10 protein-coding genes and 1 riboswitch are annotated in these 12,525 nt (G+C 74.5%); of the genes, 8 read left to right on the forward strand and 2 right to left on the reverse strand.

Annotated features, from left to right (window positions below; all coding sequences use genetic code 11):
* Positions 1 to 90: 90 nt before the first annotated feature.
* Positions 91 to 1,221, reverse strand: coding sequence for a S9 family peptidase (locus OHA84_RS10190; protein ID WP_266972082.1), 1,131 nt, complete (start codon positions 1,219 to 1,221; stop codon positions 91 to 93).
* Between the two features lie 354 nt (positions 1,222 to 1,575).
* Between OHA84_RS10190 and OHA84_RS10195 the strand changes: the two genes are divergently transcribed.
* The 7 genes from OHA84_RS10195 (at position 1,576) to OHA84_RS10225 (ending at position 10,185) form a co-directional block, all read left to right on the forward strand.
* On the forward strand, positions 1,576 to 2,865 hold the full coding sequence (locus tag OHA84_RS10195; protein ID WP_053678579.1) for an inorganic phosphate transporter: 1,290 nt from the start codon (positions 1,576 to 1,578) through the stop codon (positions 2,863 to 2,865).
* Between the two features lie 29 nt (positions 2,866 to 2,894).
* Positions 2,895 to 3,116: a hypothetical protein gene (locus tag OHA84_RS10200; RefSeq protein WP_266972080.1), complete on the forward strand. Its 222-nt coding sequence runs from the start codon at positions 2,895 to 2,897 to the stop codon at positions 3,114 to 3,116.
* A gap of 143 nt (positions 3,117 to 3,259) precedes the next feature.
* A riboswitch (cobalamin riboswitch) is annotated at positions 3,260 to 3,346 on the forward strand.
* A gap of 58 nt (positions 3,347 to 3,404) precedes the next feature.
* The gene (locus OHA84_RS10205; RefSeq protein ID WP_266972078.1) at positions 3,405 to 4,364 is read left to right on the forward strand and encodes a cobalamin biosynthesis protein; all 960 of its coding nucleotides are present in this window, start codon (positions 3,405 to 3,407) and stop codon (positions 4,362 to 4,364) included.
* Complete coding sequence (locus OHA84_RS10210) at positions 4,361 to 5,914, forward strand: cobyric acid synthase (protein ID WP_266972076.1); 1,554 nt, start codon at positions 4,361 to 4,363, stop codon at positions 5,912 to 5,914. Before OHA84_RS10205 ends, OHA84_RS10210 begins: the two co-directional genes overlap by 4 nt.
* A 94-nt stretch (positions 5,915 to 6,008) precedes the next feature.
* Positions 6,009 to 8,153: a putative cobaltochelatase gene (locus OHA84_RS10215; RefSeq protein WP_266972074.1), complete on the forward strand. Its 2,145-nt coding sequence runs from the start codon at positions 6,009 to 6,011 to the stop codon at positions 8,151 to 8,153.
* The gene (gene cobO, locus OHA84_RS10220; protein ID WP_053678569.1) at positions 8,153 to 8,752 is read left to right on the forward strand and encodes a cob(I)yrinic acid a,c-diamide adenosyltransferase; all 600 of its coding nucleotides are present in this window, start codon (positions 8,153 to 8,155) and stop codon (positions 8,750 to 8,752) included. The genes OHA84_RS10215 and cobO overlap by 1 nt, the downstream gene beginning before the upstream one ends.
* Entirely contained in the window at positions 8,746 to 10,185 is a 1,440-nt protein-coding gene (locus OHA84_RS10225) for a cobyrinate a,c-diamide synthase (RefSeq protein WP_053678567.1), read from the forward strand. Before cobO ends, OHA84_RS10225 begins: the two co-directional genes overlap by 7 nt.
* Before the next feature lie 23 nt (positions 10,186 to 10,208).
* On the opposite strand, the gene OHA84_RS10230 is transcribed toward OHA84_RS10225, so the two are convergent.
* Positions 10,209 to 10,952 carry a ZIP family metal transporter gene (locus tag OHA84_RS10230; RefSeq protein WP_266950992.1) on the reverse strand — a complete coding sequence of 248 codons (744 nt, stop codon included), beginning with the start codon at positions 10,950 to 10,952 and terminating at the stop codon, positions 10,209 to 10,211.
* A gap of 109 nt (positions 10,953 to 11,061) precedes the next feature.
* Here OHA84_RS10230 and cobC point away from each other — a divergent pair, with 109 nt between their 5' ends.
* The gene (cobC, locus tag OHA84_RS10235; RefSeq protein WP_266950990.1) at positions 11,062 to 12,483 is read left to right on the forward strand and encodes an Rv2231c family pyridoxal phosphate-dependent protein CobC; all 1,422 of its coding nucleotides are present in this window, start codon (positions 11,062 to 11,064) and stop codon (positions 12,481 to 12,483) included.
* The last annotated feature ends 42 nt before the right edge of the window (positions 12,484 to 12,525 follow it).

Consider the following 12,525-nt stretch of genomic DNA (forward strand, 5'->3'; position numbering starts at 1 on the left):
AAAGCCCAAACGGAAGCGGTCGTTACCGCCGGCCACCGGGGGGATGGAACGGAACAAACCACCCTCCGTGTCCCGTCCGGCACCCGCCCGTCACATGAGCGGGGTGAGGAAGCGGCGCAACGCCTCCTCGTAGCCGGCGGGGTCGGCGTTCCACATCGCGCCGTGCGGGGCGTCGGGAACGGTGCGCAGGGTGACGAGGTCGGGTCGGGCGGCGGCGAGCCGACGGGACGGCTCCCACGGGGCGAGCCTGTCGTCCGGGCCGTGGAAGATCAGGACGGGGACGCGGAGCGCGTCGGGGTCCGCTCCCGGGGCGCGTCGGTCGGCCCGCAGTCCGGCGCGGCCCTCGGCGGCCCGGACGGCGAGCGGGATCAGCGGCGCGGGGGTGCGGCGGGCGGCGGCCAGGCCCCGCAGTGTGGCGTGCCAGTCGAGCACCGGGGAGTCGAGCACCACCCCCGAGATCCGACCGGCCAGCGCCGACCGCTCGACGACGCGCAGGGCCATGGCGGCCCCGGTGGACCAGCCGTGCAGGATCACGCGGCGGGCGCCGTAGCGGAGGGCGTAGCGGATGGCCGCGTCCAGGTCCCGCCATTCGGATTCGCCGAGGTGGCCGAGGCCGTCCGGGGAGGCGGGGGCGCCGAGGTCGCCGCGGTAGGCGAGGTCGAGGACGGGGAGGTGGTGGCGGTGCAGGAAGGGCATGACCACCATCGGGTGTTCCCGGGTGGTGCCGAGGCCGTGCACGGTGATCACCCAGGTGTCCCGGGCCGCGGGGACGAACCAGGCGGGCAGCGGGCCGAGCTCGCCGGGGACGTCCACGTCCGCGTGGTCGAGCCCGAGGGCGGTGCGCGGGTTGCCCAGGTGCACCTGGGGGGTGAGGGTGACCCGGGTTCCGGGTTCGAGGCTGCCGTGGGTGACGGCGACCAGCCGCCGGACGACGGTGTCCGGGGCGTGCGCGACGTCGGCGACGACGGGGCCGACCACCGCGTGCACGCCGGGCGCGTCCAGTCCGTAGGTGCCGGGGCGCAGGGAGGCGAGCGAGCGGGTCAGCGTGATCCGGTCGGCGGTGGTGGAGTGGACGCTGAGGCGGGGGCCGCCGGGGAGCGGGCGGCCGGGTTCGGGTCGCAGGGCCGCGTCGGCGGCGTACCGACCGGCGGCGACGGCGGCAGCGCCGGCACCGATCAGGGTCGTGGTGACGGCCGCTGCCGTCGTCGTGGCGGTTCGCACCGCTCCAGTCTCGGCGCGGGAGGGCGGAGGGGCCACCGGAGGGGATGACCCCCGCTTCGTCGGCCGGGCAACCGGAACCGGGACCGGAACGTGGCCGACGGGACGGATGCGGGAGTGATGTAGGTCTCTTCGGGGTCCGCCCGGGGGGTGTCCGACCGGCCGAAGCGCCCGCGCGTGACGGCGTGTTCACCCCACCCTGACGTGCATTAATCGATATATCTACGAAGGAATCGGGAAATACGGCCCGATCGAGCCTCGGCTTGATCCACCACCCGGCCCCATCCAGTTCATCTTCCGTTCACTCAGGTTGCCTACGGTCGCCGAACCACTGACGTCAAACAGAAGCCTGGGTAAATGGAGCACATAACGCTTCTCCTCGGGATCGTGGTCATCACCGCTCTCGTGTTCGACTTCACGAACGGTTTCCACGACACGGCCAACGCGATGGCCACCACCATCTCGACCGGCGCCCTCAAGCCCAAGACGGCGGTCGCCATGTCCGCCGTGCTGAACCTGGTCGGCGCCTTCCTGTCGGTGGAGGTCGCCAAGACGATCTCCAGCGGACTCGTCAACGAGAGCGGCATCCAGCCCGAAGTGATCTTCGCGGCGCTCGTCGGCGCGATCCTCTGGAACCTGGTGACCTGGCTGGTCGGCCTGCCCTCCAGCTCCTCGCACGCCCTCATGGGCGGCCTGATCGGTGCGGCCGTCGCCTCCGCCGGTCTCGACGCCGTCAACGGCGGCGTGATCGTCACCAAGGTGCTGCTGCCCGCCATCGCCGCGCCGCTGGTCGCCGGTGTCGCCGCGATGCTGGCCACGAAGCTCTCGTACAAGGTCGGCAGGAACCTCGGTGAGAAGACCTCGGCCAAGGGCTTCCGGGCCGGTCAGATCACCTCCGCGGGCCTCGTCTCGCTGGCGCACGGCACCAACGACGCGCAGAAGACGATGGGCATCATCACCCTGGCGCTCGTCGCCGGGAACGCCCTGCCCGCCGGGTCCAACCCGCCGGTCTGGGTCATCGTCTCCGCCGGTCTCGCCATCGCGATGGGCACCTACCTGGGCGGCTGGCGCATCATCCGCACCATGGGCAGCGGCCTGACCGACCTGCACCCGCAGCAGGGCTTCGCCGCCCAGACCTCGGCCGCCAGCGTCATCCTGGCCTCCTCGAACCTCGGCTTCTCCCTCTCCACCACCCACTCGTGCTCCGGCGCGGTCATGGGCGCGGGGCTGGGTCGCAAGGGCGGTGTGGTCCGCTGGTCCACCGCCACCCGGATGTTCATCGCCTGGGGCCTGACCCTGCCGGCCGCCGCCCTCGTCGCCGCCGGCGCCGAGCTGGTCATGCGCACCGGTGACATCGGCGTCGCCGCCGTCGCGGTCTTCCTCGTCGCGTCCTGCTTCGCCATCTGGGTCATCTCGCGCCGTCAGGTCGTCGACCACCACAACGTCACCGCCGCGGAGCCCGCCGGCTCCGAGGTCGCGACCGAGGAGCCCGGCGTGGTCACCACGGCCATCGCGGCCGTCACCGTCCCGCCGACCCCGGCCGCCGCGGCCGTGATCGCCGCGGACGACGACCTCCGGGCCACCATTCCGGCCGCCGCCGCTCCCGCGGCCCCGACGACCCCGTCGGCTCCGGCCGCCGCGGTCTGACCCCCGAGAACGACAGAGGATTCCGCAGTATGAAGATCGACTGGGCAGCACTCGGCTCCGTCTTCGGGGTCAGCCTCTCCGCCACCGTCGCCCTCGTGGCCCTCTTCACCCTGGGTCTGGTCGGCCTGTCCAAGCACGAGACCGCCACCGAGCAGGGTGGGGCCGCGACCCTGGCCCGCAGCGGCGCCTACGCGTGTTTCGCGCTCTGCGCGGCGGCCGTGACCTTCGGGATCTACCTGATCGTCAGCTGACGTCGCACGTCCGAAAGCTCCCTCCGGGTCCGTCCCGGGGGGAGCTTTCGCATGCCGCCGCCCCACACTCACCGCAGGTCAACAGCAAGTTGACGGGCGTTCCTGGGCCGTGGTGGACTGCCCGAGCCAATACGGCGGCATGGAGAGGAAGTCCGGTGCGAATCCGGCGCGGTCCCGCCACTGTCACCGGGGAGCGCACACCGCCCGTGCGCCCCGGGAGCCAGGAACTCTCGCCGCCGGACACGTCGAACCAGGGCGCGGACCCTGAGTGAGGACATACCTGCCACCATGCGTGCCGATCGCGTTTTCGCGTACGGCGTCACGGCGGGCCTGATCGGCGACCGGATCCTCGGGGATCCGCGCCGCGGGCACCCCGTGGCCGCCTTCGGAAGAGCCGCCGCCTCCGTCGAACGCGCCCTGTGGCGCGACGACCGCGCCCGCGGCGTCGTGCACGCCCTGGTGTGCGTGGGGGGCGCTGCCGCGCTCGGCGCGCTGGGTTCACGCGCCGTGCGCTCCCGGCCCGCGGCGGCCCGTGTCGCCCTCACCGCCGTCGCCACCTGGGCCGTCGTCGGCGGCACCTCCCTCGGACGGGAGGCCCGTGCCATCGGCGGGGCGCTCCGCGCCGGGGACACCGAGGTGGCCCGTGAACGACTGCCACACCTGTGCGGGCGCGATCCGCAGGCCCTGGACGATCAGCAGATGGCCCGCGCGGTCGTGGAGTCCGTCGCCGAGAACACCTCCGACGCGGTGGTCGGGGCCCTGGTCTGGGGAGCCGTCGCCGGCGTGCCCGGACTGCTGGCCTTCCGCGCCGTGAACACCCTGGACGCGATGGTGGGCCACAAATCGCCCCGCCACCTGCGCTACGGCTGGGCCTCCGCCCGGCTCGACGACCTGGCCGGCTGGCCGGGAGCCCGGTTGACGGCGCTGGCCGCGGTACTGGCCGGCCCCGACCGGCGGGGAGCCGTGCGGGCCTGGCGCGCCGACGCCGCCGCGCACCCGAGCCCGAACGCGGGCCCGGTGGAGGCCTCCTTCGCCGGCGCGCTGGGCGTACGGCTGGGCGGCAGCCTCGCGTACGGGGGCCGGGTCGAGCACCGGGCCGTGCTGAACGGCGCCGCGGGCCGGCCGGTGGAGGTCGCGGACATCGAACGTGCCGTACGGCTGTCGCGTCGGGTGACGTGGGTGGCGCTGGCCACGTGTGTGGCACTGCGGTGTGCGGTGTCGCGTCGGTTCGGGAAGGGAAGCGCGTGACGGGCACCAGGCGGGGTGGCGGTCTGTTGGTCGCCGGGACGACCTCGGACGCGGGCAAGAGCGTGGTCACGGCGGGCATCTGTCGCTGGCTGACCCGCCGCGGCGTCAAGGTCGCGCCGTTCAAGGCCCAGAACATGTCGTTGAACTCCTTCGTCACGCGGGAGGGCGCCGAGATCGGGCGGGCCCAGGCCATGCAGGCCCAGGCCGCCCGCGTGGAGCCGACGGCGCTGATGAACCCGGTGCTGCTCAAGCCCGGCGGCGACCAGAGCAGCCAGGTGGTGCTGCTGGGCAAGCCGGTGGGCGAGATGAGCGCGCGCGGGTTCTTCGGGGAGCCCGGGGGGTCGTCGAAGGGGCTGCACGGGGGCGGTCGGGAACGGCTCCTCGGGGTCGTCACGGACTGTCTGGAGCAGCTCCGGGGCACGTATGACGCCGTGATCTGCGAGGGGGCGGGCAGTCCGGCCGAGATCAACCTGCGCCGGACCGACATCGTGAACATGGGCATCGCGCGGGCCGCGCGCTTCCCCGTGGTCGTGGTCGGCGACATCGACCGGGGCGGGGTCTTCGCGTCGTTCTTCGGGACCACGGCGCTGCTGTCGCCCCAGGACCAGTCGCTGATCGCGGGCTACCTGGTGAACAAGTTCCGGGGCGACGTGTCGTTGCTGGAGCCGGGCATGGAGATGCTGCGCGGGCTGACCGGTCGGGCCACGTACGGGGTGCTGCCGTTCCGGCACGGGCTGGGCATCGACGAGGAGGACGGCCTGCGGGTCTCGCTGCGGGGCTCGGTGCGCGAGTCCGCGGTGGCCCCGCCGGTGGGCGCGGACGTGCTGCGCGTCGCGGTGTGCGCGGTCCCGCTGATGTCGAACTTCACGGACGTCGACGCGCTCGCGGCGGAGCCGGGGGTGGTGGTCCGGTTCGTGGACCGGGCCGAGGAGTTGGTCGACGCCGACCTGGTCGTCGTACCGGGCACCCGCGGCACGGTGAAGGCGTTGGCGTGGCTGCGGGAGCGCGGTCTCGCCGACGCGCTGGCCGCGCGGGCGGCCGAGGGCCGGCCGGTCCTGGGGATCTGCGGCGGGTTCCAGGTGCTCGGCGAGCACATCGAGGACGAGGTGGAGTCCCGGGCGGGCGCCGTCGACGGTCTCGGCCTGCTGCCGGTACGGGTCCGCTTCGCGCGGGAGAAGACCCTGGCGCGGCCCGTGGGCTCGGCGCTGGGCGAGGAGGTCTCGGGGTACGAGATCCACCACGGGGTGGCCGAGGTGCTGGGGGGGACCCCGTTCCTGGACGGCTGCCGGGTCGGCGAGGTGTGGGGAACGCACTGGCACGGCTCGCTGGAGTCGGACGGCTTCCGCCGGGCGTTCCTGCGGGAGGTGGCGGCCGCGGCCGGGCGGCGTTTCGTCCCGGCGCCGGACACCTCGTTCGGCGCGCTGCGCGAGGAACAGCTCGACCTGCTGGGCGACCTGATCGAGGAACACGCCGACACCGACGCGCTGCTGCGGCTGATCGAGGGCGGGGCCCCGGCGGGCCTTCCCTTCCTGCCGCCGGGCGCCCCGTGAGGGGCGCGGGCTCCGGTCGGGCCGCACATCCGACGGGCCGCCGGCACGGCGGCACCGACGTCCATCGCAAGCCACTCGAAGGAGTGACCGTCTCATGAGCAGCGCCCACTTTCCGTTCTCGGCCGTGGTCGGGCAGGACGACCTGCGGTTGGCCCTGCTCCTCAACGCCGTGAGCCCGGCGGTCGGCGGCGTGCTCGTGCGCGGCGAGAAGGGGACCGCGAAGTCCACCGCCGTGCGCGCGCTGTCCGCGCTGCTGCCGCGGGTGGACGTCGTACCCGGCTGCCGGTTCTCGTGCGCGCCCGCCGCGCCCGACCCGGACTGCCCCGACGGACCCCACGAGCCGGGTCCCGGCGGGGACCGCCCGGCCCGGATGGTCGAGTTGCCCGTCGGCGCCTCCGAGGACCGTCTGGTCGGCTCCCTCGACATCGAACGGGCCCTGTCCGAGGGCGTGAAGGCCTTCGAGCCCGGCCTGCTGGCCGACGCGCACCGGGGAATCCTGTACGTCGACGAGGTGAACCTGCTCCACGACCACCTGGTGGACGTGCTGCTCGACGCCGCCGCGATGGGCGCCTCGTACGTCGAGCGCGAGGGCGTCTCCGTACGGCACGCGGCCCGGTTCCTGCTCGTCGGGACGATGAACCCGGAGGAGGGCGAGCTGCGCCCGCAGCTCCTGGACCGGTTCGGGCTGACCGTCGAGGTCGCCGCGTCGCGCGAGCCGGCGCAGCGCGTCGAGGTGGTGCGCCGCCGGCTGGCCTACGAGGACGACCCCGCCGGTTTCGCGAGCCGCTGGGACGGTGACGAGCACGACGTGCGTGCCCGGGTGGTGGCCGCGCGGGCCCTGCTGCCGCGGGTCGTGCTCGGTGACACCTCGCTGTTGCGGATCGCCGCCACCTGCGCCGGTTTCGAGGTCGACGGCATGCGCGCCGACATCGTGATGGCCCGTACGGCGACGGCCCTGGCGGCCTGGGCCGGCCGGACCGACGTGCTCAAGGAGGACGTGCGGCAGGCCGCGCTGCTGGCGCTCCCCCACCGCCGCCGGCGGGCCCCGTTCGACGCGCCCGGTCTCGACGAGGACAAGCTGGACCGGATCCTGGACGAGTTCCCCGACGACGAACCGGAACCCGAACCGGAGCCCGAGGGCCCGGACGACCGCGGCCCCGGGGACGAGGGCCCGGACGACGGCGGGCCGGACGGGGGCGGCGGCGCGCCACAGGGCGAGGGCCCCGAGGCGCCCGACTCCCCCGAGGCGCCGGAGACCCCCGACACCGGACAGACCTCGGACGCCGGGGAGGGCCCCGACGCGTCGGATGCCGGCGAGGGCCCGCAGTCCCCGGATCCGCGGGGCGGCGCCCCGGAGCAGGCCGCCGTACGGGCCTCCGAACCGTTCCGCACCAAGATGTTGAGCGTGCCCGGGCTCGGCGAGGGCGCGGCCGGCCGCCGCTCGCGTGCCCGGACGGCGCACGGCCGGACCACCGGCTCCCAGCGCCCCCGGGGTCAGCTGACGAAGCTGCACCTGGCCGCGACCGTGCACGCCGCCGCCCCGCACCAGAAGGCGCGCGGGCGCAGCGGGCGCGGGCTGGTGGTGCGCAAGGACGACCTGCGGCAGGCCACCCGGGAGGGCCGCGAGGGCAACCTGGTGCTCTTCGTCGTGGACGCGTCCGGTTCGATGGCGGCCCGGCAGCGCATGAGCGCGGTCAAGGGTGCCGTGTTGTCGCTGCTGCTGGACGCCTACCAGCGCCGGGACAAGGTCGGTCTGATCACCTTCCGGGGTGCGGGCGCCGAGCTGGCGTTGCCGCCGACGTCCTCGGTGGACGCGGCCGCCGCGCGGCTGGAGCAGTTGCCGACCGGTGGCCGCACGCCGCTGGCCTCCGGTCTGTTGAAGGCGCGCGAGGTGCTGCGGATCGAGCGGCTGCGGGACCCTTCGCGGCGGCCGCTGCTGGTGGTCGTCACCGACGGGCGGGCCACGTCGGCCGGCGGTCTGGGCGGGGACCCGCGCGAGTTGGCCGGTCGCGGGGCGCGGCTGCTGGCCGCCGAGGGGGTCACCTCGGTCGTCGTGGACTGCGAGAGCGGGCCGGTCCGGCTGGGCCTGGCCGGGGTGTTGGCCGCCGATCTGGGCGGCCCGGCGGTCAGCCTCGACGGGCTGCGGGCCGACAGCCTGGCGGGGCTCGTGAAGAACGTTCGTACATCGGTGGAATCCGCCCGGTCGCCCCAGGGCGCCGGCAACAGGAGGGCCGCGTAATGCCGCAGGGACAGCCGTCCGTCGTTCCGGACGACGGACTCACGACGCGCCAGCGTCGCAACCGCCCGCTCGTCTTCGTCCACACCGGCCCCGGCAAGGGCAAGTCGACGGCGGCCTTCGGGTTGGCGCTGCGCGCCTGGAACCAGGGCTGGCCGATCGGGGTGTTCCAGTTCGTCAAGTCGGCGAAGTGGAAGGTCGGCGAGGAGAACGCGCTGAAGGTGCTCGGCGCCTCGGGCGAGGGCGGTTCCGTCGTCTGGCACAAGATGGGCGAGGGCTGGTCCTGGGTCCAGCGTGACGCGCAGCTCGACAACGAGCAGGCGGCCAAGGAAGGTTGGGAGCAGGTCAAGCGGGATCTGGCCGCCGAGACGCACCGGCTGTACGTGCTCGACGAGTTCGCGTACCCGATGCACTGGGGCTGGATCGACGTGGACGAGGTGATCGAGGTGCTGCGCAACCGGCCCGGCACCCAGCACGTGGTGATCACGGGTCGCAACGCGCCGGAGAAGCTGGTGGAGTTCGCGGACCTGGTCACCGAGATGACCAAGGTCAAGCACCCCATGGACGCCGGCCAGAAGGGCCAGAAGGGCATCGAGTGGTGACGTCGCTCCCCATACCGCGCCTGGTGATCGCCGCGCCGTCCTCCGGCAGCGGCAAGACCACCGTCGCGACGGGTCTGATGGCGGCCTTCTCGGAACGCGGCCTCGCCGTGTCCCCGCACAAGGCCGGCCCCGACTACATCGACCCGGGCTACCACGCGCTGGCCACCGGCCGGCCGGGGCGGAACCTGGACGCCTTCATGTGCGGGCCGGAGCTGGTCGCGCCGCTGTTCGCGCACGGGGCGGCCGGGTGCGACCTCGCCCTGATCGAGGGCGTGATGGGCCTGTACGACGGGGCGGCGGGGCGCGGTGAGCTGGCCTCGACCGCGCAGGTCGCCAAGCTGCTGCGGGCTCCGGTGGTGCTGGTCGTGGACGCCTCCTCGCAGTCGCGGTCGGTGGCGGCGCTGGTGCACGGCTTCGCCTCGTTCGACCCGCAGGTGCGGCTCGGCGGCGTGATCCTCAACAAGGTCGGTTCCGATCGGCACGAGGTCATGCTCCGGGAGGCCCTGGAGGAGGCCGGGATGCCGGTTCTGGGGGTCCTGCGACGGGCTCCGCAGGTCGCGGCGCCCTCGCGGCACCTGGGGCTGGTACCGGTGGCCGAGCGCCGGGCCGACGCGGTGTCCTCGGTCGGGGCGCTCGCCGACCAGGTCCGGGCGGGCTGTGACCTGGACGCGCTGATGGCCCTGGCCCGGACCGCGCCGCCGCTGGACGGCGAGGCGTGGGACGCCGGCGCGGCGGTCGCGTCGGTGTCGGGCCCGGCGGTGGGCGGCGCGCTCGCGGACGGCCTCGCGGGGGCCGGGCGGGGCGGCCGGCCGCTGGTCGCCGTGGCCGGCGGGGCCGCGTTCACGTTCTCGTACGCCGAGCACGCGGAGTTGCTCACCGCCGCCGGCGCAGAGGTCGTCACCTTCGATCCGCTGCGGGACGAGCGGCTGCCCGACGGGACCGCCGGGCTGGTGATCGGCGGCGGGTTCCCCGAGGTGTACGCGCCCGAGCTGTCCGCCAACGAGCCGCTGCGCGGGGCCGTCGCCGCGTTCGCCGCGGCCGGCGGGCCGGTGGCGGCCGAGTGCGCCGGGCTGCTGTACCTGGCGTCCTCGTTGGACGGCAAGCCGATGTGCGGGGTGCTCGACGCGGACGCCCGGATGTCGGAGCGGCTGACGCTGGGCTACCGCGAGGCGGTGGCGGTGTCCGACAGTTCGCTCGCCGTGGCGGGGACCAGGCTGCGCGGGCACGAGTTCCACCGCACGGTGATCGAGCCCGGCGCCGGCGCCTCGCCCGCGTGGGGGTTCACGCATCCCGAGCGCCGCGTCGAGGGTTTCGTGCGGGGCGGGGTGCACGCCAGCTATCTGCACACGCACTGGGCGGCGGCCCCGGCCGTCGCGCGGCGGTTCGCCGAGTCCGCCGGACGTTTCGCGGAAGCGGCGGCGCCGGCCCGGTGACCTCGGTCCGCGAGGCGGTGGTCTCAGTCCGCGAGGCCGACCACGAGCCAGATGCCGGCCACCCCGCCCACCGTGCACATCAGCGTGGACAGGGCGGGGTGCTTGTGGTGCGCCTCGGGAAGGATCTCGGCGGCGGCCAGGTACAGCAAGGCACCGCCGAAGAAGCCCAGGTACGCTCCGAGCGGTTCCTCCGGAAGGGTGAACAGCAGAGTGGACGCGGCGCCCACGACGGGCGCGACCGCGTCGGCGAACAGCATCATGAGCGCCTTGCGGCGGTCGTTCCCGTAGAGCCGGGTCAAGGTGTACGTGTTGAATCCGTCGGCGAAGTCGTGGGTGATGACGGCCAGCGCCACGGCGACGCCCATACCGCCGCCGACCTGGAAGGCCGCGCCGAGGGCCACTCCGTCGGCGAGGCTGTGGCCGACCATCGCGGCGGCGGCGGTGAGACCGACCTCGGGGACCCGGCCGCCGTGCTCGGCGTCGTCCACGTCCGCGGCGCCGTGCGCGTGCTGACGCACGGCCAGCAGTCGTTCCACCACGTGCGCGACGAGGAAGCCGGTCACGAAGAGCAGCAGGGCGAGCGGGACGCCGAAGACTTCCCGGCCCGCCGCGTGCATCGCCTCCGGGAGCAGGTCCAGGCCCACGACGCCGAGCATCAGCCCGCCGGCCAGGCCCAGCACGAGGTGGCGGCGGTCGGTGACGCGTTGCGCCGTCCATCCGCCCGCCAGCGTCATCAGGAACGCGCCCAACGCCACGATCACCGCCATGCGCCCCTGGATACCGGGCGGGGGCGACTCGCGCACTTCCGCTCGCGGGTGGCGGGCATCAGCGTGTTGACGAATGTGATGTCGAGAGTGACGACGGAGGGAGGACCCCGTGGGTGAGTACGTGACGCCGCTGGTGGTGGGGGTGGGCGGACGCGCGGGGGTCTCCGTGGCGGAGGTCTGCGCCCTGGTCGAGGAGACGCTGCGGGGCGCGGGGCTGGCCACCGGGTCGGTGACGGCGCTGGCCACGGTGGAGTCGAAGACGGCGGAGGCGGGTCTCGCCGGGGCGGCGGAACGTTTCGGCGTACCGCTCGTCGGCTACTCCGCCGAGCGGCTGGCCGCCATCGTGGTGCCGCATCCCTCGGACGCGGTCCGCGACGCGGCCGGTACCTCCTCGGTGGCCGAGGCCGCCGCCCTCGCGGGGGGCGGGGAACTCCTGGTGCCCAAGCGCAGGTCGATGGCCGCGACCTGTGCGGTGGCCACCGCACAGGCTCACGACCTGCGCCACCACGGGGACGCCGAGGTGTTGGACGCGGGTGACGCGCTGGTGGACCTGGCCGTGAACGTACGGACGGACACGCCCCCGCAGTGGCTCAGGCAGCGGATCGCCGACAGTCTCGGGGACCTCGCCGCGTACCCGGACGGCCGGGCGGCCCGCGCGGCCGTCGCGGACCGGCACGGGTTGCCGATGGAGCGCGTCCTGCTGACGGCGGGCGCGGCGGAGGCCTTCGTGCTGATCGCACGGGCCCTGGGCGCCGAACGGCCCGTCGTGGTGCATCCGCAGTTCACCGAGCCCGAGGCGGCCCTGCGGGACGCCGGGCACCGGGTGGAACGGGTGGTGCTGAGCGCGGAGGACGGATTCCGGCTGGACCCGGCCGAGGTGCCCGAGGACGCCGATCTGGTGATCGTGGGGAACCCGACCAACCCGACGTCGGTCCTGCACCCGGCGGCGGACCTGGCGGCGCTGGCCCGGCCGGGCCGGATCCTGGTGGTCGACGAGGCGTTCATGGACGCGGTCCCGGGTGAGCGGGAGGCGCTGGCCGGACGGATGGACGTGCCGGGGCTGGTGGTGCTGCGGAGCCTGACCAAGACCTGGGGGCTGGCGGGACTGCGCATCGGCTACGTACTGGCGGAGCCCTCGGTGATCGCGAAGCTCGCGGCGGCGCAACCGCTCTGGCCGGTGTCCACTCCGGCGCTGGTGGCGGCGGAGGCCTGCGTGGCCCCGGCGGCGCTCGCCGAGGCCGAGGAGGCCGCGCGGCGGATCGCGGTGGACCGGGCGCACCTGTTGGCCGGGCTCGCGGAGTTCGACGAGGTCACGGTGGCGGGGGTGGCGCAGGGGCCGTTCGTCCTGATCAAGGTGGCGGGGGCGGCGGAGGTACGCACCCGGCTGCGCGCCCTGGGCTTCGCGGTGCGGCGGGGCGACACCTTCCCGGGGCTGGACCCCTCGTGGCTGCGGCTGGCGGTGCGGGACCGCGCCACGACGGGCCGTCTCCTCCAGGCCCTGGACCACGCGCTGGCCCTGACCACGCGCTGAGCCCGCACTGGCCCTGACCACGCGCTGACCGGGGCAGGGGCG

The sequence above is a fragment of the Streptomyces sp. NBC_00513 genome, assembly GCF_041431415.1.
GTDB lineage: Bacteria > Actinomycetota > Actinomycetes > Streptomycetales > Streptomycetaceae > Streptomyces.

What these genes read in the sequence shown, in the direction of transcription:
- OHA84_RS10200 (WP_266972080.1), top strand. Translation starts at nt 2,895, where the DNA reads ATGAAGATCGACTGGGCAGCACTCGGCTCCGTCTTCGGGGTCAGCCTC.
- cobO (WP_053678569.1), top strand. Translation starts at nt 8,153, where the DNA reads ATGCCGCAGGGACAGCCGTCCGTCGTTCCGGACGACGGACTCACGACG.
- OHA84_RS10215 (WP_266972074.1), top strand. Translation starts at nt 6,009, where the DNA reads ATGAGCAGCGCCCACTTTCCGTTCTCGGCCGTGGTCGGGCAGGACGAC.
- OHA84_RS10205 (WP_266972078.1), top strand. Translation starts at nt 3,405, where the DNA reads ATGCGTGCCGATCGCGTTTTCGCGTACGGCGTCACGGCGGGCCTGATC.
- OHA84_RS10230 (WP_266950992.1), bottom strand. Translation starts at nt 10,952, where the DNA reads ATGGCGGTGATCGTGGCGTTGGGCGCGTTCCTGATGACGCTGGCGGGC.
- OHA84_RS10195 (WP_053678579.1), top strand. Translation starts at nt 1,576, where the DNA reads ATGGAGCACATAACGCTTCTCCTCGGGATCGTGGTCATCACCGCTCTC.